The 22514-nt window shown below is 71.5% G+C and carries 22 protein-coding genes; 3 read left to right on the top strand and 19 right to left on the bottom strand.

What is annotated here, in order from left to right; translation table 11 throughout:
• Window positions 1-2 precede the first annotated feature (2 nt).
• Both ACGF2V_RS10550 and pyrR read right to left on the bottom strand, forming a co-directional pair.
• On the bottom strand, window positions 3-1004 hold the full coding sequence (locus ACGF2V_RS10550; protein ID WP_362627382.1) for an aspartate carbamoyltransferase catalytic subunit: 1002 nt from the start codon (window positions 1002-1004) through the stop codon (window positions 3-5).
• A 91-nt stretch (window positions 1005-1095) separates the two neighbouring features.
• Window positions 1096-1680 (bottom strand): bifunctional pyr operon transcriptional regulator/uracil phosphoribosyltransferase PyrR, encoded by a 585-nt coding sequence (gene pyrR, locus ACGF2V_RS10545; protein ID WP_362627296.1) that lies wholly within the window; start codon window positions 1678-1680, stop codon window positions 1096-1098.
• A gap of 220 nt (window positions 1681-1900) precedes the next feature.
• Between pyrR and bldD the strand changes: the two genes are divergently transcribed.
• Window positions 1901-2401: a transcriptional regulator BldD gene (gene bldD, locus ACGF2V_RS10540; RefSeq protein WP_030355502.1), complete on the top strand. Its 501-nt coding sequence runs from the start codon at window positions 1901-1903 to the stop codon at window positions 2399-2401.
• Between the two features lie 346 nt (window positions 2402-2747).
• On the opposite strand, the gene nusB is transcribed toward bldD, so the two are convergent.
• The 14 genes from nusB to ACGF2V_RS10470 all read right to left on the bottom strand — a co-directional run bounded on the left by nusB (window position 2748) and on the right by ACGF2V_RS10470 (window position 16106).
• Window positions 2748-3179 (bottom strand): transcription antitermination factor NusB, encoded by a 432-nt coding sequence (gene nusB / locus ACGF2V_RS10535; protein ID WP_362629610.1) that lies wholly within the window; start codon window positions 3177-3179, stop codon window positions 2748-2750.
• Window positions 3180-3181: 2 nt separating this feature from the next.
• Window positions 3182-3748 (bottom strand): elongation factor P, encoded by a 567-nt coding sequence (gene efp, locus ACGF2V_RS10530; protein WP_362629607.1) that lies wholly within the window; start codon window positions 3746-3748, stop codon window positions 3182-3184.
• A gap of 50 nt (window positions 3749-3798) precedes the next feature.
• Window positions 3799-4905 (bottom strand): aminopeptidase P family protein, encoded by a 1107-nt coding sequence (locus ACGF2V_RS10525; protein WP_362629604.1) that lies wholly within the window; start codon window positions 4903-4905, stop codon window positions 3799-3801.
• A 104-nt stretch (window positions 4906-5009) separates the two neighbouring features.
• Window positions 5010-5837 carry a Pro-rich N-terminal domain-containing protein gene (locus tag ACGF2V_RS10520; protein ID WP_362629601.1) on the bottom strand — a complete coding sequence of 276 codons (828 nt, stop codon included), beginning with the start codon at window positions 5835-5837 and terminating at the stop codon, window positions 5010-5012.
• 127 nt (window positions 5838-5964) lie between these two features.
• Window positions 5965-6405, bottom strand: coding sequence for a type II 3-dehydroquinate dehydratase (gene aroQ, locus ACGF2V_RS10515; RefSeq protein ID WP_362629598.1), 441 nt, complete (start codon window positions 6403-6405; stop codon window positions 5965-5967).
• On the bottom strand, window positions 6402-7493 hold the full coding sequence (gene aroB / locus ACGF2V_RS10510) for a 3-dehydroquinate synthase (protein WP_362629595.1): 1092 nt from the start codon (window positions 7491-7493) through the stop codon (window positions 6402-6404). Before aroB ends, aroQ begins: the two co-directional genes overlap by 4 nt.
• On the bottom strand, window positions 7490-8008 hold the full coding sequence (locus tag ACGF2V_RS10505; RefSeq protein ID WP_362629591.1) for a shikimate kinase: 519 nt from the start codon (window positions 8006-8008) through the stop codon (window positions 7490-7492). The genes aroB and ACGF2V_RS10505 overlap by 4 nt, the downstream gene beginning before the upstream one ends.
• On the bottom strand, window positions 8005-9189 hold the full coding sequence (gene aroC, locus ACGF2V_RS10500) for a chorismate synthase (protein ID WP_362629588.1): 1185 nt from the start codon (window positions 9187-9189) through the stop codon (window positions 8005-8007). Before aroC ends, ACGF2V_RS10505 begins: the two co-directional genes overlap by 4 nt.
• A 147-nt stretch (window positions 9190-9336) precedes the next feature.
• Window positions 9337-10173 carry a shikimate dehydrogenase gene (locus tag ACGF2V_RS10495; protein ID WP_362629585.1) on the bottom strand — a complete coding sequence of 279 codons (837 nt, stop codon included), beginning with the start codon at window positions 10171-10173 and terminating at the stop codon, window positions 9337-9339.
• Window positions 10160-12013 (bottom strand): endolytic transglycosylase MltG, encoded by a 1854-nt coding sequence (gene mltG, locus ACGF2V_RS10490; protein WP_362629582.1) that lies wholly within the window; start codon window positions 12011-12013, stop codon window positions 10160-10162. The genes ACGF2V_RS10495 and mltG overlap by 14 nt, the downstream gene beginning before the upstream one ends.
• Window positions 12014-12108: 95 nt before the next feature.
• Window positions 12109-12573 carry a Holliday junction resolvase RuvX gene (gene ruvX / locus ACGF2V_RS10485; protein ID WP_362629579.1) on the bottom strand — a complete coding sequence of 155 codons (465 nt, stop codon included), beginning with the start codon at window positions 12571-12573 and terminating at the stop codon, window positions 12109-12111.
• Window positions 12574-12599: 26 nt separating this feature from the next.
• Window positions 12600-15269, bottom strand: coding sequence for an alanine--tRNA ligase (gene alaS / locus ACGF2V_RS10480; RefSeq protein WP_362629576.1), 2670 nt, complete (start codon window positions 15267-15269; stop codon window positions 12600-12602).
• Window positions 15269-15649 carry a DUF6167 family protein gene (locus ACGF2V_RS10475; protein WP_362629573.1) on the bottom strand — a complete coding sequence of 127 codons (381 nt, stop codon included), beginning with the start codon at window positions 15647-15649 and terminating at the stop codon, window positions 15269-15271. Before ACGF2V_RS10475 ends, alaS begins: the two co-directional genes overlap by 1 nt.
• A gap of 7 nt (window positions 15650-15656) precedes the next feature.
• A complete protein-coding gene (locus ACGF2V_RS10470; RefSeq protein WP_362629570.1) occupies window positions 15657-16106 on the bottom strand; it encodes a DUF948 domain-containing protein in 450 nt (149 codons plus the stop codon).
• Between the two features lie 222 nt (window positions 16107-16328).
• Here ACGF2V_RS10470 and ACGF2V_RS10465 point away from each other — a divergent pair, with 222 nt between their 5' ends.
• Complete coding sequence (locus ACGF2V_RS10465) at window positions 16329-18545, top strand: regulator (RefSeq protein WP_362629567.1); 2217 nt, start codon at window positions 16329-16331, stop codon at window positions 18543-18545.
• Window positions 18546-18560: 15 nt separating this feature from the next.
• Here ACGF2V_RS10465 and rpsD read toward each other — a convergent pair whose 3' ends face one another.
• Window positions 18561-19175, bottom strand: coding sequence for a 30S ribosomal protein S4 (gene rpsD, locus ACGF2V_RS10460; RefSeq protein ID WP_362629564.1), 615 nt, complete (start codon window positions 19173-19175; stop codon window positions 18561-18563).
• 188 nt (window positions 19176-19363) lie between these two features.
• On the opposite strand from rpsD, the gene ACGF2V_RS10455 reads away from it, so the two are divergent.
• Window positions 19364-20089: a DUF2470 domain-containing protein gene (locus ACGF2V_RS10455; RefSeq protein ID WP_362629561.1), complete on the top strand. Its 726-nt coding sequence runs from the start codon at window positions 19364-19366 to the stop codon at window positions 20087-20089.
• Window positions 20090-20172: 83 nt separating this feature from the next.
• On the opposite strand, the gene ACGF2V_RS10450 is transcribed toward ACGF2V_RS10455, so the two are convergent.
• Window positions 20173-21555, bottom strand: coding sequence for a replication-associated recombination protein A (locus tag ACGF2V_RS10450; protein WP_362629558.1), 1383 nt, complete (start codon window positions 21553-21555; stop codon window positions 20173-20175).
• Between the two features lie 78 nt (window positions 21556-21633).
• Window positions 21634-22269 carry a vitamin K epoxide reductase family protein gene (locus ACGF2V_RS10445; protein ID WP_362629555.1) on the bottom strand — a complete coding sequence of 212 codons (636 nt, stop codon included), beginning with the start codon at window positions 22267-22269 and terminating at the stop codon, window positions 21634-21636.
• Window positions 22270-22514: the final 245 nt, after the last annotated feature.

Raw genomic sequence — 22514 nt, 5'->3', positions numbered from 1 at the left:
GGTCACTGGTTCTCCTCGGTACGAACGGGGGCGGCGGGCGACGGGGTGGCCGGGGCGGCGGGCTCGGCGCCGCCCAGCAGCAGGTAGAGGACGGCCATGCGGATCGAGACGCCGTTGGCGACCTGCTCGACGGCCGTGCAGCGGTCGGAGTCGGCGACCTCGGCGGTGATCTCCATGCCCCGGACCATCGGGCCGGGGTGCATGACGACGGCGTGCTCGGGCATCTTCGCCATGCGGTCGGCGTCCAGGCCGTAGCGGCGGGAGTACTCGCGCTCGGTCGGGAAGTACGCGGCGTTCATCCGTTCGCGCTGCACCCTCAGCATCATCACCGCGTCGGACTCCGCCAGCACCTCGTCGAGGCCGTAGCTGACCTCGCACGGCCACTGCTCGACGCCGATCGGGACGAGTGTCGGCGGGGCCACGAGCGTGACGCGGGCTCCGAGCGTGTTCAGCAGATGGACGTTGGAGCGCGCGACCCGGCTGTGCAGGATGTCGCCGACGATCGTGATCCGGCGGCCTTCCAGGTCACGGCCCAGGCCGCTGTCGGCGCCGACGAGGCGGCGACGCACGGTGAAGGCGTCCAGGAGCGCCTGGGTGGGGTGCTCGTGTGTGCCGTCGCCCGCGTTGACGACGGCTCCGTCGATCCAGCCGGACGTGGCGAGCCGGTACGGGGCGCCGGAGGCGCCGTGCCGGATGACGACGGCGTCGGCGCCCATCGCCTCCAGGGTGAGCGCGGTGTCCTTGAGCGACTCGCCCTTGGAGACGGACGAGCCCTTCGCGGAGAAGTTGATGACGTCGGCGGACAGGCGCTTGGCGGCGGCTTCGAAGGAGATGCGGGTGCGCGTCGAGTCCTCGAAGAAGAGGTTGACGACGGTGCGTCCGCGCAGGGTGGGGAGCTTCTTGATCGGCCGGTCCGCGACCCGGGCCATCTCCTCGGCGGTGTCGAGGATCAGGACGGCGTCGTCGCGGGTGAGGTCGGCGGCCGAGATGAGGTGGCGCTTCATCTGGGTGTTCTCCGAAGGGAGGGAGGTTTCAGGCATGCGGGCGTGCGGAAGCGGCCGTACGGCTCGGGTCCTCCGTACGGGTGAAGTGTGGCTACTGCTCGCCGGCCGGGGCGGTCCGCTGGACACCGAGCAGCACGGCGTCGCGGCCGTCCTCCTCGTCGAGCTGGACCTTGACCGTCTCCCGCAGCGACGTGGGCAGGTTCTTGCCGACGTAGTCGGCCCGGATCGGGAGTTCGCGGTGTCCGCGGTCGACGAGGACCGCGAGCTGCACGGCACGCGGGCGGCCGATGTCCCCCAGCGCGTCGAGCGCGGCGCGGATCGTGCGGCCCGAGAAGAGGACGTCGTCCACCAGGACCACCAGACGGCCCTCGATGCCCTCGCCGGGGATCTCGGTGCGGGCCAGGGCGCGCGCCGGACGCAGCCGCAGATCGTCGCGGTACATGGTGATGTCGAGGGAGCCGACCGGCATCTTCCGGCCGGTGATCTCCTGAAGCTTTTCGGCCAGTCGGCGGGCGATGAAGACGCCGCGGGTCGGGATGCCGAGGAGCACCACGTCGTCGGCGCCCTTGGCGCGTTCGACGATCTCGTGGGCGATCCGGGTCAGCGCCCGGGAGATGTCGGGAGCCTCCAGAACGGGGCGTGCCGCATTGCCGGGGGGTTCATGCTGTGCGTCCATAAGAAACGGACCTCCTTCTCCGCCTCACGGGACGGACTTTAAAGGACGTCGAAATTGCGTCATCCACGGTAGCAGGGCTTGTGCCGGGCCCTGATCGCACCCCGCGGGTGCCGGTCGGGGACCGTTCGGCTTGACGCAGCCAAGTAACGCTGCGTAACCTCACAGTGAGTTACCAGCATCGCGGCGGAGCCGCGCATTGTTCCAGCGTCCGGGGAGCCTTATGTCCAGCGAATACGCAAAACAGCTCGGGGCCAAACTCCGCGCCATCCGCACCCAGCAGGGCCTGTCCCTCCACGGCGTGGAGGAGAAGTCGCAGGGCCGCTGGAAGGCCGTCGTGGTCGGTTCGTACGAGCGCGGCGACCGTGCCGTGACCGTGCAGCGCCTCGCCGAGCTCGCGGACTTCTACGGGGTCCCGGTGCAGGAGCTCCTGCCCGGCACGACGCCCGGCGGAGCCGCCGAGCCGCCGCCGAAGCTCGTCCTGGACCTGGAGCGCCTCGCCCACGTCCCGCAGGAGAAGGCCGGACCGCTCCAGCGCTACGCCGCGACGATCCAGAGCCAGCGCGGTGACTACAACGGCAAGGTGCTCTCGATCCGCCAGGACGACCTGCGCACGCTGGCCGTGATCTACGACCAGTCGCCGTCCGTGCTCACCGAGCAGCTGATCAGCTGGGGTGTGCTCGACGCGGACGCGCGCCGGGCCGTCGCCCACGAGGAGGGCTGAGCCCCCCTCCGCGAAGAGACGTGTCGCCGTGCCGGCGCGGGTTTCCCCTTCCCGGGTGCCCGGTCGGCACGGCTTTTTTCGTCGCGTGCGCGGCTCGTGCGGCGGAGTCCCGCAGGGCCGGTGCGACCGGCTCCCCGCCGCGCGGCGGGCCTCCAACGCTTCGCGCCGGACTGCCGGACGTGGGGGGGGGGGGGGGGGGGGGGGGCGGGGGGGGGGGGGGCGCGCCGCGCCCCGGCCCCCCCCCCGCCCCCGCCCCCCCGCCCCCGCCGCCCCCCGCCCCGCCGCCCCCCCCCCCCCCCCCCCCCCCCCCCCCCCCCCCCCCCACTACCGAGGAACGTCTCCGGGGCTACCGGGGCCGGCGGAGGTTCGGCTTGAGGTCCTTGAAGCGGGCCAGCAGCCCGTTCACGAAGGACGGGGAGTCATCGGTGGAGAACTCCTTGGCGAGCTGGACCGCCTCGTCGATCACCACCGCGTCCGGGGTCTCGTCGACCCATATCAGCTCGTACGCGCCGAGCCGCAGGATGTTCCGGTCGACGACCGGCATGCGGTCGATCTCCCAGTCCACCGCGTAGGTCACGATGAGTTCGTCGATGCGCTCCGCGTGCCGCGCGTACCCCTCGACGAGCTCCATCGTGTACTCGGTGACCGGCGGCTGGCGGTGGTCGGCCCGCGCGTGCCGCACCCAGTCCGCGAGGACGGTCTGCACGGACGTGCCGCGCTGGTCGGCCTCGAAGAGGATCTGGAAGGCGCGCTTACGGGCCTTGGTCCGGGCAGCCACGGTCAGCTGTTCACCCGGCCGAGGTAGTCGCCCGTGCGGGTGTCGACCTTGATCTTCTCACCCGTGGTGATGAAGAGCGGGACACCGATCTCGTAGCCGGTCTCCAGCGTGGCGGGCTTCGTGCCACCGGTGGAGCGGTCGCCCTGGACACCCGGCTCGGTGTGCTGGACGGTCAGTTCGACGGCGGCGGGCAGCTCGACGTAGAGCACCTGGCCCTCGTGCTGGGCGACGGTGGCGGTGAAGCCCTCGATCAGGTAGTTGGCGGCGTCGCCGACAGCCTTGCGGTCGACCATGAGCTGGTCGTACGTGTCCATGTCCATGAAGACGAAGTAGTCGCCGTCCATGTACGAGAACTGCATGTCGCTGCGGTCGATGGTGGCCGTCTCGACCTTCACGCCGGCGTTGAACGTCTTGTCGACAGTCTTGCCGGAGAGCACGTTCTTGAGCTTGGTGCGCACGAAGGCCGGGCCCTTGCCGGGCTTGACGTGCTGGAACTCGACGACGGACCAGAGCTGGCCTCCGTCGAGCTTGAGCACCAGGCCGTTCTTGAGGTCGTTCGTGGAAGCCACGGTTGCGGAATCTCCTGGACTGAAGCTGGTGGAACGACCGAGGAAACGCGTCAGAGCGCGAGCAGTTCCTTGGTCGTAATGGTGAGTAGCTCGGGTCCGCCGTCCGCCTCGGGGCGCACGACGAGCGTGTCATCGATCCGGACCCCGCCCCGGCCCGGGAGGTGGACCCCCGGTTCGACGGTGACCGGCACACAAGCGTCCAGTTTACCCATGGCCGAGGGTGCCAGCTGCGGGTCCTCGTCGATTTCCAGTCCCACTCCGTGCCCGGTGCAGGGCGCGAGGCCGCCCCCGTGCCCCGCCGAGTCCAGGAGACAGCGGGCCGCGCGGTCCACGTCGCGGTAGGCGGCCCCGGGGACGAGGGCCTCCCGCCCGGCCCGCTGGGCGGCGAAGACCACGTCGTACAGCTCGATCTGCCAGTCGGCGGGCGCCGTACCGATCACGAAGGTCCGGCCGATCTCGCAGCGGTAGCCGCGGTAGCTGGCGCCCAGGCAGACGGAGAGAAAGTCCCCCTCCTCCACCCGCCGGTCGGTGGGGCGGTGACGACCCCGGCCGGAGTTCGGCCCGGTGGCCACGGAGGTGGGGAAGGCCGGGCCGTCGGCCCCGTGGTCCACCAGGCGGCGTTCCAGCTCCAGGGCGAGATGCCGCTCGGTGCGGCCGACCAGGATGGATTCGAGGAGTTCGCCCAGGGCCTGGTCGGTGATCTCGGCGGCGATGCGCAGACAGGCGATCTCCTCCTCGTCCTTGACCACCCGGAGCTGCTCGACGGTCGGGCCGAGGTCGGCCAGCCGGAGCCGCGGGGCGACCGATCCCATGGCCCGGTGGCGGGAGACCGTCAGATGGTGCTCCTCGACAGCCAGGGACTCCGCGCCCGACGAGGCGGCCAGTTCGGCGGCGGCGGCCACCGGATCGCCGTCGGTGCCCGACAGGGACGCCACCCGCAGCCGGTCGTCGGTACGCCCGTCCCCGGGTTCGCCGACCACGTCGCGGGGGCGGAGCAGGACGTCCTCGCCGGGACCGAGCAGCAGCACGGCTCCGGGAGGCGCCCCGCCCGCGAGGTAGCGGACGTTGGCGGGACGGGAGACCAGCGCGGCCGCGGATCCGACGGCGGCGCACCGGTCGCGGAGCACCCCGCGACGGACGGCGTACACGTCTGACATGTCACGAGCCTACGAGGACCGGCCCGGGCGTGCTCGGTCAACGCGTCCGACCGGGGCCGCGTGCGCGGCCGCCGCGGGCCCCGGGAATGCCGCCGGAACGCGGCTCACCAGGCGGGCGGACTCGCTATGGAACGGGCGAGCACGTCGTCCAGGACCCGCGCGGTGGTCTCGACGTCGTACGTCGAGTTGTCGATGATCGGCAGCCCGGAGCCGTACCAGCCCGCCATCCTGCCGTGGATACGGGCGACCTCCTCGTCCGCGAGACGGCGGTTGCCGCTGCGGGCGGCGTTGCGCTCCAGCACGACCTCCAGGCCGGGCAGCAGGACGACGGGCAGCAGCCCGGGGCCGACGTGGCGCTTCCAGCCGCCGAGGCCGACGACGGGCCGGTCGGGGAAGACGGCGTCGTCCAGGATGCAGGAGATGCCGTTGGCGAGGAAGTTGCGGGCGGCGAAGCCGCAGGTGCGACGGGCGAGGCGGTACTGCGCCTCGGAGTGCTCGTTCCACCCCGACTGCGGGTCGGCGAAACCGGAGCAGACCCATTCGCGGACGTCGTCGAGGCTGACGTGGGCCGTGGGGACGTGGCGGCGGCCGGCCCAGAGCCGGGCCACGGTGGTCTTGCCCGCCCCGGCCGGGCCGATCAGCAGGACCGCGAGCGTCGCGGTGCCGGTGCCGGTGCCGGTTCCGGCGGGCGGCGCGGGCAGCGGGACGGGCCCGCCGGGCGGCAGCGAAACGTGCCCGGTGACCTCCCTGGCGGGAGGTGCCGGGGCGTGCTGCGGGGCCGGTCCGCCCCAGCCCCCCGCGGTGGGCGGGGTGGGGGGCGGCGGTCCCGGAGGTCCGGGATGCCCCGGGTGCCGGGCCTGCTGCGTCCAGTCGGCGGGGCCGTTCGCCGGGCCCTGGGGCGGTGGCAGCGGTGCCCCCACTGCGTGCTGCATCCGGTGCCACTCCGTCTCGTACAGGCGACTGGGACTGGGACGGCAACCGTACCGTCCCCGGCCGCCACAGGATGAACGGACGGGGACGGCCGACAGTGCCCGGCCGGCCGTCGGACGTGCCGGTCCGTCAGTCGGTCGCCTCGTCCGCGAGGGCACGCAGGGCGAGGCGGTAGGAACCGATGCCGAATCCGGCCACGGTCCCGGTGGCGACCTGCGCGACCACGGAGGTGTGGCGGAACTCCTCCCGCGCGTACGGGTTCGAGATGTGCACCTCGATCAACGGGGCCGTGCGCTGAGCCGCCGCGTCCCGCATCCCGTACGAGTAGTGGGTGAAGGCGCCCGGGTTGAGAACGACCGGAATCGAACCGTCCGCGGCTTCGTGGAGCCAGCGGATCAGCTCCCCCTCGTCGTTGGTCTCGCGGACCTCGACGTCGAGGTCGAGCTCCTCGCCGACCGCCCGGCAGGTCTCGACGAGTCCGGCGTACGAGGTGGCGCCGTACACGTCGGGTTCACGGGACCCGAGCCGGCCGAGGTTCGGCCCGTTGAGGACGAGGACCCGGCGGCTCACGCCGACACCTCCCCGTACGCGGCGAGCAGGACGGCCGGGTCGGGGCCCTCCAGGACGGTGGGCCTGCCGAGGCCGTCGAGGACGATGAAACGCAGCAGGTCGCCGCGGGACTTCTTGTCGACCTTCATGGTCTCCAGCAGCCTGGGCCACTGGTCGCCGCGGTAGGTGAGGGGCAGTCCGACGGACTCCAGGACGGCGCGGTGCCGGTCCGCGGTGGCGTCGTCGAGGCGTCCCGCCAGCCGTCCCAGCTCGGCGGCGAAGACCATGCCGACCGAGACGGCCGCGCCGTGCCGCCACTTGTAGCGCTCGTTCTTCTCGATGGCGTGGGCCAGGGTGTGCCCGTAGTTGAGGATCTCGCGCCGTCCGGACTCCTTGAGGTCACCGGACACCACCTCGGCCTTGACCCGGACGGAGCGTTCGATCAGCTCGGCGGTGTGCGGTCCGGCGGGCGTACGGGCCCCCTCGGGGTCCGCCTCGATCACGTCGAGGATCACGGGGTCGGCGATGAAACCGGCCTTGATGATCTCGGCCAGGCCGCTGACGTAGTCGTGGACGGGCAGCGAGTCCAGGGCGGCGAGGTCGCACAGGACCCCGGCCGGCGGGTGGAAGGCGCCGACGAGATTCTTGCCCTCGGCGGTGTTGATGCCCGTCTTGCCGCCGACCGCCGCGTCGACCATGGCGAGCACGGTCGTGGGCACGGCGATCCAGCGCACCCCTCGCAGCCAGGTCGCGGCGACGAAACCGGCGAGGTCCGTGGTGGCTCCGCCGCCGACGCCGACGATGACGTCGCAGCGCGTGAAGTGGGACTGGCCCAGGGCCTTCCAGCAGTACGCGGCGACTTCGGCGGTCTTGGCCTCCTCCGCGTTGGGCACCTGGACGGCGATGGCCTCGTAGCCCTGCTCGGCAAGGTCCTGGCGGACCGCGTCACCGGTCTCGGCGAGCGCCTCGGGGTGCAGGACCGCGACGCGCCTGGCCCGGTCGCCGATGAGCGCGGGCAACTCGCCGAGGAGCTGCCGGCCGATCAGCACGTCGTACGGGTCGGTGCCCGCGCTGCCCGCGACGTGGATGCGGGTCACTGCGTCCGTCATGTCTCCTTCTTCAACTCCATTGCGTCGAGGACCGCTTGGGCGACCTCGTCGGGGGTGCGGCCGTCGGTGGCGACGACCACCCGGGCGACCTCGGTGTACAGAGGGCGGCGGGCCTCCATCAGCTCGCGCCACTGCTTGCGCGGGTTGACGGCCAGCAGCGGGCGGGCGACGTTGAGGCCGGTGCGCCTGACCGCCTCCTCGACGTCCATCGAGAGGTAGACGACGGGCAGCGAGGACAGCAGTTCCCGCGTCCCCGCGTCGAGGACCGCGCCGCCGCCGAGGGCGAGGACGCCCTCGTGCTCGGCGACGGCGGTCCGTACGGCTGCCCGCTCCAGCTCACGGAAGCGGGGCTCGCCGTCGTCGACGAAGATGTCCGAGATCTCCCGGCCCTCGGCGGCCACGATGTCCGCGTCGGTGTCCCGGTAGGTGGTGCCGAGCCGCCCGGCGAGCAGTTCCCCCACGGTGGACTTGCCGACGCCCATCGGGCCGACGAGGACGATCAGCGGGCCGCTCATCGGATCCTCAGGTGGTCGAGGTACGACCGCACGTTGCGGCGGGTCTCGGTGACGCTGTCCCCACCGAACTTCTCCGCGACGGCGTCGGCCAGGACCAGGGCGACCATCGCCTCGGCGACGATGCCCGCGGCCGGCACGGCGCAGACGTCGGAGCGCTGGTGATGGGCCTTGGCGGGCTCGCCGGTGGTGACGTCGACGGTGGCGAGCGCGCGGGGCACGGTCGCGATGGGCTTCATCGCGGCGCGGACCCGCAGCGGCTCGCCGGTGCTCAGCCCGCCCTCGGTGCCGCCGGAGCGGCCGGAGGCGCGCTTGATGCCGTCCTCGGTGACCAGGATCTCGTCGTGCGCCCGGGAGCCGGGGACACGGGCCAGATCGAAGCCGTCACCGACCTCGACTCCCTTGATGGCCTGGATGCCCATCAGGGCGGCGGCGAGCCGGGCGTCGAGACGACGGTCCCAGTGGACGTGGGAGCCGAGGCCGACGGGCACGCCGTACGCCAGCACCTCGACCACGCCCCCGAGGGTGTCGCCGTCCTTGTGGGCCTGGTCGATCTCCGCGACCATCGCCTTGCTCGCGTCGGCGTCGAGGCAGCGAACGGGGTCGGCGTCGAGACGTTCGACGTCGGCGGGCGTCGGGAGGACGCCGCGGGGCGCCTTGGCGGCGGCCAGCTCGACGACGTGGCTCACGATCTCGATGCCGGTGGTCTCCTTGAGGTACGAGCGGGCGACGGTGCCGAGCGCGACCCTGGCCGCGGTCTCCCGGGCGCTGGCGCGCTCCAGGATCGGCCGGGCCTCGTCGAAGTCGTACTTCTGCATGCCCGCGAGGTCGGCGTGGCCGGGGCGCGGGCGGGTGAGCGGGGCGTTGCGGGCCAGTTCGGCCAGCGCCTCGGGGTCGACCGGGTCGGCCGACATGACCTGCTCCCACTTGGGCCACTCGGTGTTGCCCACCATCACGGCGACCGGGGAACCGATGGTGAGGCCGTGGCGCACCCCGCCGAGGAAGGTGACCTCATCCTTCTCGAACTTCATCCGCGCCCCGCGGCCGTATCCGAGCCGCCGCCGCGCGAGCGCGTCCGCCACCACGTGAGTGGTGATCGGGACACCGGCGGGAAGACCCTCCAGCGTCGCCACGAGTGCGGGGCCGTGCGACTCCCCCGCGGTCAGCCAGCGCAACCTGCTCAACGGTGCTCCTCATGCTCGCGCCTCGAACTGCGACGGCGCGACCGGGTGCGCGGCCCTGGCCCGCCGTTCTCGATCCTCCCACGTCCGGGGGCGTGAGCCGGGCGCCGGTCCAGCAGGCGGACGCCTCCCGGCCGCCGGAGAGCGAGGTCAGCGGGGAGCGAGCGCCGCTTCCCCGGCCTGTCGCATGGCCGCGAGCGGCGCGGGCGCGCGGCCGGTCATCCGCTCGACCTGGAGCACCGCCTGGTGCACCAGGAGGTCGAGACCTCCGATGACCGTGCCGTCCTGGGCCGCCCACGCGGCGGCGAGTCCGGTCGGCCAGGGTTCGTACAGGACGTCGAAGAGCGTGCCGGGCCGCTCGGGCACGGCGCCGGTCAGCGCGTCCGTGGCACCGGCCGGGGTGGTGGCGATGACCAGGGGGGCGTGCAGCGCCTCGGCGGCCCGTGCCCAGTCGGAGGTCCTGACGTCGACGCCGAGGCGCTCGCCCCAGCCGCGCATCTCCCGGCCGCGTTCCGCGCTGCGCACGTACGCCGTGACCGGTCCTGCACAGATCCCGGACAGTGCGGCGAGCGCCGAGGAGGCGGTCGCTCCGGCGCCGAGCACGGCGGCCGATGCGACCTTCTCGACCCCGCGTTCCCGCAGGGCGGCGATCATCCCCGGGACGTCGGTGTTGTCGCCGGTCCGTCGGCCGTCCTCGGTGAACACGACCGTGTTGACGGCCTCCACCGACGAGGCGGTCTCGCTGACGCAGTCCAGCAGCGGGATGACCGCGCGCTTGAGCGGCATGGTCAGCGAGAGACCCGCCCAGGTGGGGTCGAGTCCCGCCATGAAGGCGGCGAGTCCGGACTCGTCCACCTCGAACCGGTCGTACGTCCAGTGGGTGAGCCCGAGTTCGGCGTACGCGGCCCGGTGCAGGACCGGGGAGAGCGAGTGGGCGATGGGCGAGCCGAGGACAGCCGCGCGGTGGCGCCGGTCATTCGAGGCCATGGAGTTCCTTGAACTTCTTGTTGAGCTTCTCGTGCTCGGCGGCCGTCTTGGTGAACTCGGTCTTCTTGCCGTCGAGCGAGATGAAGAACATCCACCCGTCATCGGTGGGATTGAGCGTGGCACGCAGGGCTTCGGCGCCAGGATTGCTGATCGGCCCCGGCGGAAGACCCTCGTGGTAATAGGTGTTGTAAGGATCCGGATTGCTGCTGATCTCGTCCGAGCTGATCTTGATCTTGCTCTGGTTGTTGAGATAGTTGAATGACGAGTCGAATTGGATCTTACGATTCGTGATCACATTGTCCGGCTGCAGGCGGTTGTAGACGACTTCGCTCATCTTGCGGAAGTCGTCGTGCGTGAGGCCCTCCGCCTGGACGAGGCTTGCGACGGTGAGGACCTGCCAGGGACCGTCCAGATCGTGTTCCTCGGCCGCCTTCTCGAGGTCGATCTTGTCGTACTCCTCGTTGGCCCGGGAGACCATCTTCTTGAGAACGGCCTCCGGCTTGGTCCCCTTGGTGACCGGATACGCGACCGGATAAAGGAACCCTTCCAGCGGGTCCTTGATGTCTTTGTCATTGCTGGCCCACTCGGGCAGACCGAGATCGGACGCCTTGGACGCGGCGACTTCCTTGGTCGTGCCTTTTTTGAGGCCCAGCCTCTTGTCGATCATCTCGTAGACGGCGACATTGCGGGTGCCCTCGGGAATCACCAGAAGATTCTGGTTCTTCGGGTCGACCAGCATCTTGACGGCCTCGGCCGCGGACATCTTCTCGTGGAGCAGATAGACCCCGGCCTGGATCTGTCCGCCCTTGGGGTTCTCCTTCTGAGCGGCGACGAACGCGTCGACGCTCTTGACGACACCCTTCTTCTTCAGGATGTTGCCGATGTCGTAGCCGTAGAGGCCCTTCTCGATCTCGACCTCGACCTGCCCGGTGCCTTGTCCGACATAGTCCGGCGGGGCGCCGAACTTGTCCTGCCAGACCGAATAGCCGAGATATCCCAGTCCGCCGAGGCCGCCGACCAGGACCACCGCGACGCCCAGACAGGCGCGGCCGTTGCGGCTCTTCTTCTTGCCCTTGCCCCGGCGCTCGCCGCCGCCGCGTACGGCCCGGCGCGAGGCGGGCGGGTCGTCGTGCTCGTCGTCCTCGTCCCCGTGGTCGTCCCTGCCGCCCGGGGCGTCGGCGCCGGCGAAGAAGGGGTGGGTCTCCTCCGGTTCGTCCTCCGGGTCCCAGTCGGGCTTCTTCGCGGGGGCCGGTCCGGGAGCGGCGTCACGGCTGCCCGGGGGCTCGGGCGCCGGGTAGGCGCCCTGCGTTGCGCCCGGGTCGGGCGTCTCTCCCTGGCCGGCCTGCCGGCCGCCGTACGGGTCGGCCGCGTGGGCGTCGTACGGTGCGGTCGGCTGCTGCCCCGAGTCCCAGCCGCCGTTGTCGTACCCGGGCTGCTGAGGTTGCTGAGGCTGGTGCCCCTGCGGCTGCTGCTGCTGCGCGTACAGGTCCTGCGGGGCTCCGTACGCGGGCTGCTGGTGGTACTGCTGCCCGTACGGATCGGACGCCTGCGGGTGCTGCGCGTACGGGTCCTGCGGCTGCTGCGGGTGCTGCGTGTACGGGTCCTGCGGCTGCTGCGCGTAGCCGCCCTGGCCGTACGGGTCCTGGCCGTACGGGTCCTGGCCGTAGGGGTCCTGGCCGTATGCGACCTGGTGGTAGGGATCCTGAGGGTGGTGCTGCTGCCCCTCTCCGTACTGGCTCCGGCCGTGGGCGGGCTGCTGCCCTCCCCATCCCTGGTCCCCGTACAAGGGGTCTTCGGGATGCCACGGTTCGGAGCCTGGGCCCCGGCCATACTCAGTCATCGATCCCCTAGAGCCGCGAGACGACGTTCCGTCTCTTCGCTGTGCGGTACTTGTTCGAACACCGCCGCATCGCGCGGAACGTTACCGTACCGCGATCAGCCCTCCACCTCGATGCCTTCACCCGGTGCTCTGCCCGACGCCCGTTCGGACTCGAGGGCGTTCTGGAGGATCACCACGGCCGCCGCCTGGTCGATGACGGAACGGCCCTTCTTCGATTTCACGCCCGAGGCGCGCAGTCCCTGACTGGCGGTCACCGTCGTCATCCGCTCGTCGACCAGCCGCACCGGAAGGGGCGACACCGAGCGGGCCATCTCCTGCGCGAAGGCCCGGATCTTGGCCGCGGCGGGCCCTTCACCGCCGCCGAGGGAACGCGGCAGACCGATGATGACCTCGATCGGCTCGTACTCCTCGACGAGCTGCCTCAGCCGCCGGTGGGCCGCCGGGACGTCACGCCCCGGTACGGTCTCCACCGGCGTGGCGAGGATCCCGTCGGGGTCGCACGAGGCGACCCCGATCCGGGCGTCCCCGACGTCGATCGCGAGGCGGCGGCCTCGGCGCATCCTCGTCGCTCCCGTCACGTCCGCCGTCACGCCGTCTCGGTGACGAGGCGTTCGACCGCGGCCACGGCGGCGCCGATGGCCTCGGGGTCCTGGCCACCGCCCTGCGCGACGTCCGGCTTGCCGCCGCCTCCGCCGCCCAGGGTCTTGGCGGCCGTGCGGACCAGGTCGCCCGCCTTGAGGCCGCGCTCGCGGGCCGCCTCGTTGGTGGCGATCACGGTCAGTGGGCGCCCGTTCGCCGTGGTGAACAGGGCCACGACGGCCGGGCGCCCGCCCTGGATGCGTCCGCGCACGTCGAGGACGAGCTTGCGCAGGTCGTCGGCGGAAGTGCCGTCCGGGATCTGCCCGGTGACGAGGGCGACGCCCCGTACGTCCCTGGCGGACTCGGCGAGTCCGGCGGCGGCCTGGAGGACCTTCTCCGCGCGGAACTTCTCGATCTCCTTCTCGGCGTCCTTCAGCTTGCCGAGCATTCCGGCGATCTTCTCGGGAAGCTCCTCGGGACGGCCCTTGACCAGCTCCTGGAGCTGGGCGACGACCGTGTGCTCCCGGGCGAGGAAGTTGTACGCGTCGACGCCGACGAGGGCCTCGATACGGCGCACACCGGAACCGATGGACGATTCGCCGAGCAGCTTCACCAGACCCAGCTGGGCGGTGTTGTGGACGTGCGTGCCGCCGCACAGCTCCTTGGAGAAGTCCCCGATGGTGACGACCCGGACCCGCTCGCCGTACTTCTCGCCGAACTCGGCGATGGCGCCCTGCTTCTTGGCCTCGTCGATCGGCATGACCTCGGCGTGGACGTCGAGTTCGCGGGCGAGGACCTCGTTGATCTTCTGCTCGACGTCGGTGAGGACCGTGCCGGGCACGGCGGACGGGGAACCGAAGTCGAAGCGGAAGCGGCCCGGCGAGTTCTCCGAACCGGCCTGGGCGGCCGTCGGGCCCAGCGCGTCGCGCAGCGCCTGGTGCGTGAGGTGCGTGGCGCTGTGGGCGCGGGCGATGGCCCGGCGCCGGGTGGTGTCGATGACGGCGTGGGCGCAGGCCCCCACGGTCACCTCGCCGACCTGGACCGAACCCTTGTGGACGGAGACGCCGGGCACGGGCTGCTGGACGTCGCGGACCTGGATGACGGCCCCGCTGTCGAGCCGGATCCGGCCCTGGTCGGCGAGCTGGCCGCCGCCCTCGGCGTAGAACGGGGTGCGGTCCAGGACGACCTCGACCTCGTCGCCCTCGGAAGCGGCGGGCGAGGGCACGCCGTCGACGAGCAGGCCAACGACGGTCGACTCGCTCTCGGTGGTGGTGTAGCCGGTGAACTCGGTGGTGCCGGAGCTGTCGGCGACCGCGCGGTAGGCGGACAGGTCGGCGTGGCCGGTCTTCTTGGCCTTGGCGTCGGCCTTGGCCCGCTCCCGCTGCTCCTTCATGAGGCGGCGGAAGCCGTCCTCGTCCACGGACAGGCCCTGCTCGGCGGCCATCTCCAGGGTGAGGTCGATCGGGAAGCCCCAGGTGTCGTGGAGCAGGAACGCCTTGTCGCCGGCGAGGACCTTGCCGCCGGCGGCCTTGGTCTCGGTGACGGCGGTGTCGAGGATGTTGGTGCCGCCCTTGAGGGCCTTGAGGAAGGCGGCCTCCTCGGCGAGGGCGACGGTCTCGATGCGCTTGCGGTCGGTGACCAGCTCCGGGTACTGCTGTCCCATCGTGCCGACCACGACGTCGACCAGGTCCTCGACGACCGGGCCGGTGGCGCCCAGCAGCCGCATGTTGCGGATGGCACGGCGCATGATGCGGCGCAGCACGTAGCCGCGGCCCTCGTTGCCGGGGGTGACGCCGTCGCCGATGAGCATCACGGAGGTGCGGACGTGGTCGGCGACCACGCGCAGCGAGACGTCGCTGTCGTGGGCCTTGCCGTAGGCGACGCCGGTGAGCTCGGTGGCCCTGTCGATGACGGCCTTGAGCGTGTCCGTCTCGTACATGTTCTGCACGCCCTGCAGGATCATGGCGAGGCGTTCCAGGCCGAGGCCCGTGTCGATGTTCTTCGACGGCAGGTCGCCGAGGATCGGGAAGTCCTCCTTGCCGTCACCGGCACCGCGCTCGTACTGCATGAAGACCAGGTTCCAGATCTCCACGTAGCGCTCGTCGTTGACGGCCGGGCCGCCCTCGGGACCGAACTCGGGGCCGCGGTCGTAGTTGATCTCGGAACAGGGGCCGCAGGGTCCGGGAACGCCCATGGACCAGAAGTTGTCCTTCTTGCCCAGGCGCTGGATGCGCTCGGCCGGCACGCCGATCTTGTCGCGCCAGATCTGCTCGGCCTCGTCGTCGTCGAGGTAGACCGTGATCCACAGTCGCTCGGGGTCCAGGCCGTAGCCGCCGTCCGCCACGGAGCTGGTGAGCAGCTCCCAGGCGAGCGTGATGGCGCCTTCCTTGAAGTAGTCCCCGAAGGAGAAGTTGCCGCACATCTGGAAGAACGTGCCGTGCCGGGTGGTCTTGCCGACCTCCTCGATGTCCGGCGTGCGGACGCACTTCTGCACGCTGGTGACGCGCGGGGCGGGCGGCTTGACCTCGCCGAGGAAGTAGGGCTTGAAGGGCACCATGCCGGCCGGGACCAGCAGCAGAGTCGGGTCGTCCGCGATGAGCGACGCCGAAGGGACGACGGTGTGACCGCGCTCCTCGAAGAAGCTCAGCCAGCGGCGACGAATTTCAGCCGACTCCATCAGTGGTCCTCATTCCGGTTGTACGAGTTGTAGGGGTACGAGATGCGGGGAGGCGTCCGGCGGTCGCCGGCTGCGAGGGCCCTGTCCGCTCCGGCGGGCTCGGCCGCCTCGACGACGGCGAAGCGGGGCCGCGCGGGCAGCTCGGGATCGACCGGCGCCTCCAGGCCCAGTGCCTCGCCCAGTTCCGCCTCGCGCCGCGCCATGGAGTCACGGACGTCCACGGCGAAGTCCTTGATCCGGTGGCCGGTCTCGATGGCCCGGTCCGCGGCCTGTGCCGCGAGACTCTCGGGAGTGAGCTGCCTGAGCTTGCGGTTGACCTTGGTGGTGGCCCAGACACCGGCGGCTGCGCCGGCGGTGAACCAGAACGTGCGGCGGAACATCGCTGCGTCAGTCCTTCGGTCCGCGGGGGTTTCTGCCGGTGCGCCTCCCACCGCGCACGGGGGGCACGGTGCGGCCGACGATCACCGTGCGCCGGGCCGCCCGACGGGCGGGCTCCGGTTCGGCACCGGACCGGCGGCCGATGGCCTGCCGGACCCCGTATCCGAACGCGGCGACCTTGACGAGCGGGCCGCCGAAGGCCGATGCGACGGTGGTGGAGAGCGCCGACGCGTTCGAGGTGACTTCCTGGACGTCCGTCGCGATCGCGTCGACCCGGTCGAGCTGGGTCTGCGCGGAGCGCACGGTGGCGGAGGCGTCCGCGAGCAGCGGGACGGCCTGTTCGGTCACGTCCGCCACGAGTTTGGTGGTCGCCCTGAGCGTCTGGGCCAGCCTCACCAGTACGACGGCGAGGAACGAAACCAGGATCGCCCAGAAGACGGCCACCAGGATCCCGGCCACCTCTCCACCGGACACTGTGCACCGCTCTCTGGATAGTCGCTGTCTCTGTACTGTCTCTGTCTCTGCTCGGTCCCCGACGCCCTCCGCCGCAGACGGCGGGGCGTCGTCTCCCGAGCCTATCGCGCCGGTGGTCGCGCCCCGTACCGCATTCTTCCAGGACAAGTATGCGATCCCATCAGGTGATTGTACGGAGAGCACCCGGGCAAGTACTGTGCGTGTTTCATGCGACGCCCTCACCGCCCCCTCGGGCTTCCCCACAGCCCGAGCGCCCCCACCACCGGCGACCTCCCGGCGGAACTCAGCGGATTCGTGGGGCGGGAGGACGAACTGGCCTCCCTCGGCCGCCTGATGGACCGGGCCCGGCTCGTCACCGTGGTCGGCGTGGGCGGGGTGGGCAAGACCCGCTGCGTCCTCAAGATCGCGACACGACGGAAGGGCACACAACTGGAGAAACGGTACTGCAGCGAGGTCCGGATGGTGGAGCTCTCCGCAGTCCAGGATCCCGAACTGCTGGACCACGCCGTGGTCGACGCACTGGGCCTCAGCGACCACACCGGCAGGCCGCCCCGCACGATCCTGCACGCCCATCTCGCCGGGCGTCGGCTCCTCCTGGTGGTCGACGGCTTCGAGCACCTCGTGGACGCCTGCGCCGGTCTCGTGGGCGCACTGCTGCGGCGGCATCCGCGGCTGCGGGTGCTGGCCGCCGGACGGCTCCCGCTGGACGTGGACGGCGAGCATGTCTTCCCGCTCGCGCCGATGACGGACGAGGACGCGATACGGCTCTTCGCGGAGCGCGCCGCCGCGGTGCGGCCGGACTTCCGGCTCACCGACGGGAACCGGGCGACCGCAGGCGAACTGTGCCGCCGTCTGGACGGGATCCCACTCGCCCTGGAACTCGCCGCCGCACGGCTGCGCGTCCTGTCCGCCGAGCAGGTGCTGCAACGCCTGGACGACCGGTTCCGGCTGCTGACCGGCTCCAGCCGCAGCGCGCTGCCACGCCACCGGACGCTGCGTACGGCCATCGGCTGGAGCCACGAGCTCTGCACCCCGCAGCAGCGTCTGCTGTGGGCGAGGCTCTCGGTGTTCGCCGGGCAGTTCGACCTGGAGGCGGTCGAATACATCTGCGGAGGCACCGGCCTGCCGGCCGACGCGGTGCTCGACGCGCTTTCCGGGCTGCTGGCGCAGTCGATCGTGGTGCGCGAGGAAGCCGCGGCCGGCAGTCGGTACCGGATGCTGGACACGATGCGCGCGTACGGTGCCGAGTGGCTGGCGGCCACGGGCGACACGGACCGGCTGCTCCGCCGCCACCGCGACTGGTTCCTGGGGCTCGCGACCTGGTGCGAGCTGGACTGGTTCGGTCCCCGGCAGAGTCAGGTGGCCGCCCGGGCGGAGAGCGAACTGCCGAATCTGCGACAGGCGATGGAGTATTCGCTGGAGATCCCGGGCGAGGCCCACCTCGCGCAGTACCTGGCGGGCACCCTCTGGTTCCTCTGGGTGGGCTGCGGGCGCCTCTCGGAGGGCAGGCGCTGGCTGGACCACGTACTGGAGGAGGAGACGCCGTACGACTTCTCGCGGCTGAAGGCACTGTGGGTGCTCGGGCACGTTGCCGTGGTGCAGGGCGACCCGGTCGGCGCGATCGCCGCGCTCCACGAGTGCCGGGAGGAGGCCGACCGGGCCGACGACGCCACGGCGCTGGCGTACGCGGTGCACCGAATGGGGTGCCTCGCCCTGGTCACGGACGACATGGTCAGGGCGCGGGAGCTGCTGACCGAGGCCCTCGGCCGCTACCGGGAGCTCGGCGAACTGAACAGCAACGTGCTGATGGCGCGGATCGAGCTGGCGATGGCGGTCGGGTTCCACGGGGACGTCGAGGGCGCGGCGGCGATCTGCGAGGAGGTCAGGGAGGTCTGCGAGGACCACGGGGAGCAATGGGCCCTCTCGTACGCCCTGTACGTCCTGGCCTTCACCGCGCTGGAGGAGGGCCGTCCGGGCCGGTCCCGGGAGCTGCTCAAGGAGGCCCTGACGATCGGGCACACCTTCCAGGACGTGCTGGTCTCGGCGCTCGTCCTGGAACTGCTGGCCCTGGTCACGGCGGTCGACGGCGACGCGGAGGAGGCCGCGCTGCTCCAGGGCGGCGCCGACCGGCTCTGGGTGTCGGTGGGACCGCCCCTGTTCGGTTCGGTGTACTTCGGGCATTCGCGGGCCCGGTGCGAGGAGCTGGCGCGGCAGGCGCTGGGCGACGGCCCGTACGAGACGGGGCTGCGCGCGGGCGGCGCGCTGGATCCGGACGCGATGGTGGCGAGGGTGCTGGCGGACGGGACCGCCGACGGACCCCGGGAGCCCTGCCGTCCTCGCGAACCGGTGCTCGGCCCCGGGAAAGCACTCGGGCCCGCACCGTCCCCGGCATCGGGGGCGGGCGGGCCCGAGCACGAACCGTGAGTGGCTACGCCTGGATCAGCGGGCGTAGTACTCGACGACGAGCTGCTCGTCGCAGATCACGGGGATTTCCTTGCGGTTCGGGTCCCGGTCGAGGCGGAAGGCCAGGGCCTTCAGGTTCACCTGCAGGTAGCGCGGGGTCTCGCCGTCGGTGGCGTAGCCACCCTCGCGGGCCACCTGGAAGGGGTGCTTGTCGCGGCTGCGCTCGCGGACCGTCACGACGTTGTCGGGGCGGACACGGAAGGACGGCTTGTCGACCTTGCGGCCGTCGACCTCGATGTGACCGTGCACGACCATCTGACGGGCCTGGTAGATGGTGCGGGCGAGGCCCGAACGCAGCACCAGGGCGTCGAGACGGCGCTCCAGCTCGACGACGAGCGCCTCGCCCGTCTTGCCCTCGGCCTTCTTGGCGCGGTCGTAGGCACGCACCATCTGCCGCTCGCTGATGTCGTACTGGGCACGCAGACGCTGCTTCTCCAGAAGACGGACCTTGTAGTCCGAGTTCTGCTTGCGGCCACGGCCGTGCTCGCCCGGCGGGTAGGGGCGGGCCTCGAAGTACTTGACAGCCTTGGGCGTCAGCGCGATGCCGAGCGCGCGGCTCTTCTTGACCTTGGGACGCGACTGGTTAGGCACGTTCTCCAGACCTCCATCGTAGGTTAGGTTAGGCTCACCTTATTTGAGGAGATCGCATGTCTCGCCCGGGGAACACCAGTCACATCACGGACAGCACTGACAATCTCGACACCTCTCGGGGTGCCGATATGACGGAGGACCGATCAGATCGTGGTCAGCCGCGTCCCGGCGGGCTTGAAATCACTCGGATGCCGTCAGCAGCCGAGCGCACACGAACTCTCGTACAGAATACCTGCTCGGCGGTACTGCTCGTGCCCGGGCTGCGCACGGCCGGCTGGGACGAGCTGGTGCCGTCCGCCAGGAGCGTGGGACCCGACGGCGACCTGTTCCTCGAACTGCCCGCCGCCTCCCCCGCCGTACGGGCCGCGGCGCGCGCCGAGGACGACGAGCTGGCCGCGGTGCTGGAGATCACGGATGTCGCCCCGGTCTCCGTGCCGCACCGCGTCCGGGCCCGCGCCCGGGTCTCGGGGTGGCTCACCACCGTGCCCGGGCTGTCGGGCCCCGGCCGGACGACGCTGCGGCTGGAGACGGGCGAGGCGTACGTCGACGACCTGTGGGGGGCCGAAGCGGTCGAGCCCGACGCCTTCCGGGACGCGGAGCCCGATCCGCTCGCCGGCCACGAGACGGAGCTGCTCCAGCATCTGCACGCGGCCCACGGGGAGCAGTTGGGCACGCTGTGCTCGTTGCTGGGCGGTCGGACGGCCCGGCGCTGTGCGGCGCACCGGCCCTCCGTCGTGCCGCTGGCGCTGGACCGGTACGGATTGCGGGTACGCGTGTGCGAGGACCGCGAGCGGTGTTTCGACGCGCGCTTCGAATTTCCCGAGCCGGTGCGCGACGTCGTCGAGCTGCGGCACGCCATGCGCACGCTCTTCGAGGCGGCGGCGCGTGCGGAACGGCTGCGCTCCCACCGCTGACACGCCGGACCGGGGCCACGCGCCGCGCGCACGCTCCTTCAACCGGATACACAGGCGCACACCCCGTCCCTCGCACGCCGCGCTCAGTCGCCGGACGGCGCTGCCTCGTCGTCGGAACCGGGGCGGCCGAGCCGCTCGCGCACCCGCTGCACGACATCCGCGTAACGCGCCTCCGCGCCGTAGCGCGTCGGTCGGTAGTACCGCCGGTCGCGGACGGAGTCCGGGGCATACTGCTGGGCGGCGATGCCGCCGGGGACGTCGTGCGGGTACACATACCCCTGGGCGTGGCCCAGCTCGGCGGCTCCCTTGTAGTGGCCGTCGCGCAGGTGGGCCGGGACGGGGCCCGCGAGGCCCCCCCGCACGTCCTCCTGCGCGGCGAAGATCGCGAGGGTCGCCGCGTTGGACTTGGGCGCCAGGGCCAGGGCGATCGTGGCGTGGCTCAGGGTGAGCGCCGCCTCCGGGAATCCGATCATGGCGACCGCCTGCGCCGCCGCGACGGCGGTGGGCAGCGCCGTGGGGTCGGCGAGGCCGATGTCCTCGCTGGCCGAGATCATCAGCCGCCGGGCGATGAACCGGGGGTCCTCCCCCGCCTCGATCATCCGGGCCAGATAGTGCAGCGCGGCGTCGACGTCGGAGCCGCGGATGGACTTGATGAGCGCGCTCGCCACGTCGTAATGCTGGTCGCCGTCCCGGTCGTAGGTGACGGCGGCGCGGTCGACGGTCTCCTCCAGCGTCCGCAGGGTGATCTCCTTCTCCTGCTTGTCCAGGGCCGCGCCGGCCGCCGCCTCCAGCGCGGTGAGCGCGCGGCGGGCGTCGCCGCCCGCGACGCGGAGCAGATGTGCCTCGGCGTCGTCCGGCAACGTCACCGCGCCGCCGAGTCCGCGCGCGTCGGTCAGGGCGCGGCGGAGCAGACCGCGTAGATCGTCGTCCGTGAGCGGTTCCAGGGTGAGGAGCAGCGAGCGCGACAGGAGCGGTGAGATGACGGAGAAGTAGGGGTTCTCCGTGGTCGCGGCGATCAGGGTCACCCAGCGGTTCTCCACAGCGGGGAGCAACGAGTCCTGCTGGGCCTTGGAGAAGCGGTGGATCTCGTCGAGGAAGAGGACGGTCTCCTTGCCGTAGCCTCCGATGGCGCGGCGGGCACCGTCGATGACGGCCCGCACCTCCTTGACGCCCGCGGTGATCGCGGAGAGTTCGACGAAGCGCTTGTTGGTGGCCTTGCTGACCACGTAGGCCAGCGTCGTCTTCCCGATGCCGGGCGGGCCCCACAGGAGCACGGACGACGGGCCCGCCGGGCCGCCGTTGCGCTCGCCGACGAGACGGCGCAACGGCGAGCCCGGCTTGAGCAGATGCTGCTGCCCGACGACCTCGTCGAGAGTGCGGGGGCGCATCCGGACAGCGAGCGGGCTGCTGGACGGGTCGTTCTCCTGGCGGTCTTCGGCGGCTGCGGTAAAGAGGTCGGGCTCCACGTCTTGAAGCCTATTCCACGGCACCGACACCCCTGCCGGGCCGGTCGCACGGCAGGGTCCGGCGGAACGGGCCGGGGGTCAGCTCGTCCAGAAGTCCCACCAGCGGGTCAGGACCAGCATGCCGATGATGCCGATCCACAGGGCCGGCGGCACCCAGTGGAACTCCATCAGTCCGTTGCGCAGCCAGTTCGGCGCGGGGATGATCCGGTGCTCGATGTTGTGCTTGGTGACGTAGCAGAACATGACGATGGTGGCGACCCAGGCCAGGCAGCACCACAGGCAGAGCGAGTTGATGTTGTACAGCGACTGGTACATGAGCCAGGTGCAGAAGCCGACGCCGAACAGCGTTCCGGCGTTCATCCCGAGCCAGTACCAGCTGCGGAAGCGGGAGCCCGAGAGCAGGGCCAGACCGATGCCGATGATCACCGGGTACGTGGCCAGGCCGAGCATCGGGTTCGGGAAGCCGAAGGCGGACGCCTGCTCGCTCGTCATGATGTTGCCGCAGGCGACGACCGGGTTGAGGCTGCACCCCGGCGTGAAGTTCGGGTCCTCCAGCAGCTTGAACTTGTCGATCGTGATGATCCAGGCCGCGAAGAGTCCGGCGGCGCCCGTGATCACCAGCAGCAGCGCGAACGCCCGGCCGGCGCCGAAGGACCTCTCCACCCCCTTCTCGCTCTGGTCGCAGGAGGGGCCGTCAACCGCTGCAGTCGTCATATCGCCGTTTCCGTCAGTGAGTGGCCTGCTGGGCACGGTCATTGTGCCGTACCCCTCTGCCGCCCTTCTGTCCGATGGACATAAACACGTCTGCCGGATTCCGCTGGGAGCGGGTGTGGGACATCGGGGTCGGCGGGCCGCCGGGACCGCCGCGGCGGGTGGGGCACAGGCGAGCCGCCCGCCGGTGCACCGCACCGGACCGACCACCCCGACCTGCGGATCCTCCGGAGCGGACCCGCAGGGAG

It is taken from the genome of Streptomyces sp. NPDC047982 (assembly GCF_043204165.1).
Taxonomy (GTDB): Bacteria; Actinomycetota; Actinomycetes; order Streptomycetales; family Streptomycetaceae; genus Streptomyces.
The sequence above is the reverse complement of the archived record's forward strand: the minus strand, read 5'-3'. Positions and strand labels throughout refer to the sequence as shown.

Excerpts from the sequence above, each read along its gene's own strand:
- ACGF2V_RS10550 (WP_362627382.1), bottom strand. The coding sequence starts at position 1,004 with ATGAAGCGCCACCTCATCTCGGCCGCCGACCTCACCCGCGACGACGCC.
- pyrR (WP_362627296.1), bottom strand. The coding sequence starts at position 1,680 with ATGGACGCACAGCATGAACCCCCCGGCAATGCGGCACGCCCCGTTCTG.
- bldD (WP_030355502.1), top strand. The coding sequence starts at position 1,901 with ATGTCCAGCGAATACGCAAAACAGCTCGGGGCCAAACTCCGCGCCATC.
- ACGF2V_RS10525 (WP_362629604.1), bottom strand. The coding sequence starts at position 4,905 with ATGTCAGACGTGTACGCCGTCCGTCGCGGGGTGCTCCGCGACCGGTGC.
- ACGF2V_RS10520 (WP_362629601.1), bottom strand. The coding sequence starts at position 5,837 with ATGCAGCACGCAGTGGGGGCACCGCTGCCACCGCCCCAGGGCCCGGCG.
- aroB (WP_362629595.1), bottom strand. The coding sequence starts at position 7,493 with ATGACGGACGCAGTGACCCGCATCCACGTCGCGGGCAGCGCGGGCACC.
- ACGF2V_RS10505 (WP_362629591.1), bottom strand. The coding sequence starts at position 8,008 with ATGAGCGGCCCGCTGATCGTCCTCGTCGGCCCGATGGGCGTCGGCAAG.
- ACGF2V_RS10495 (WP_362629585.1), bottom strand. The coding sequence starts at position 10,173 with ATGGCCTCGAATGACCGGCGCCACCGCGCGGCTGTCCTCGGCTCGCCC.
- mltG (WP_362629582.1), bottom strand. The coding sequence starts at position 12,013 with ATGACTGAGTATGGCCGGGGCCCAGGCTCCGAACCGTGGCATCCCGAA.
- ruvX (WP_362629579.1), bottom strand. The coding sequence starts at position 12,573 with ATGCGCCGAGGCCGCCGCCTCGCGATCGACGTCGGGGACGCCCGGATC.
- alaS (WP_362629576.1), bottom strand. The coding sequence starts at position 15,269 with ATGGAGTCGGCTGAAATTCGTCGCCGCTGGCTGAGCTTCTTCGAGGAG.
- ACGF2V_RS10475 (WP_362629573.1), bottom strand. The coding sequence starts at position 15,649 with ATGTTCCGCCGCACGTTCTGGTTCACCGCCGGCGCAGCCGCCGGTGTC.
- ACGF2V_RS10465 (WP_362629567.1), top strand. The coding sequence starts at position 16,329 with ATGCGACGCCCTCACCGCCCCCTCGGGCTTCCCCACAGCCCGAGCGCC.
- ACGF2V_RS10455 (WP_362629561.1), top strand. The coding sequence starts at position 19,364 with ATGCCGTCAGCAGCCGAGCGCACACGAACTCTCGTACAGAATACCTGC.
- ACGF2V_RS10445 (WP_362629555.1), bottom strand. The coding sequence starts at position 22,269 with ATGACGACTGCAGCGGTTGACGGCCCCTCCTGCGACCAGAGCGAGAAG.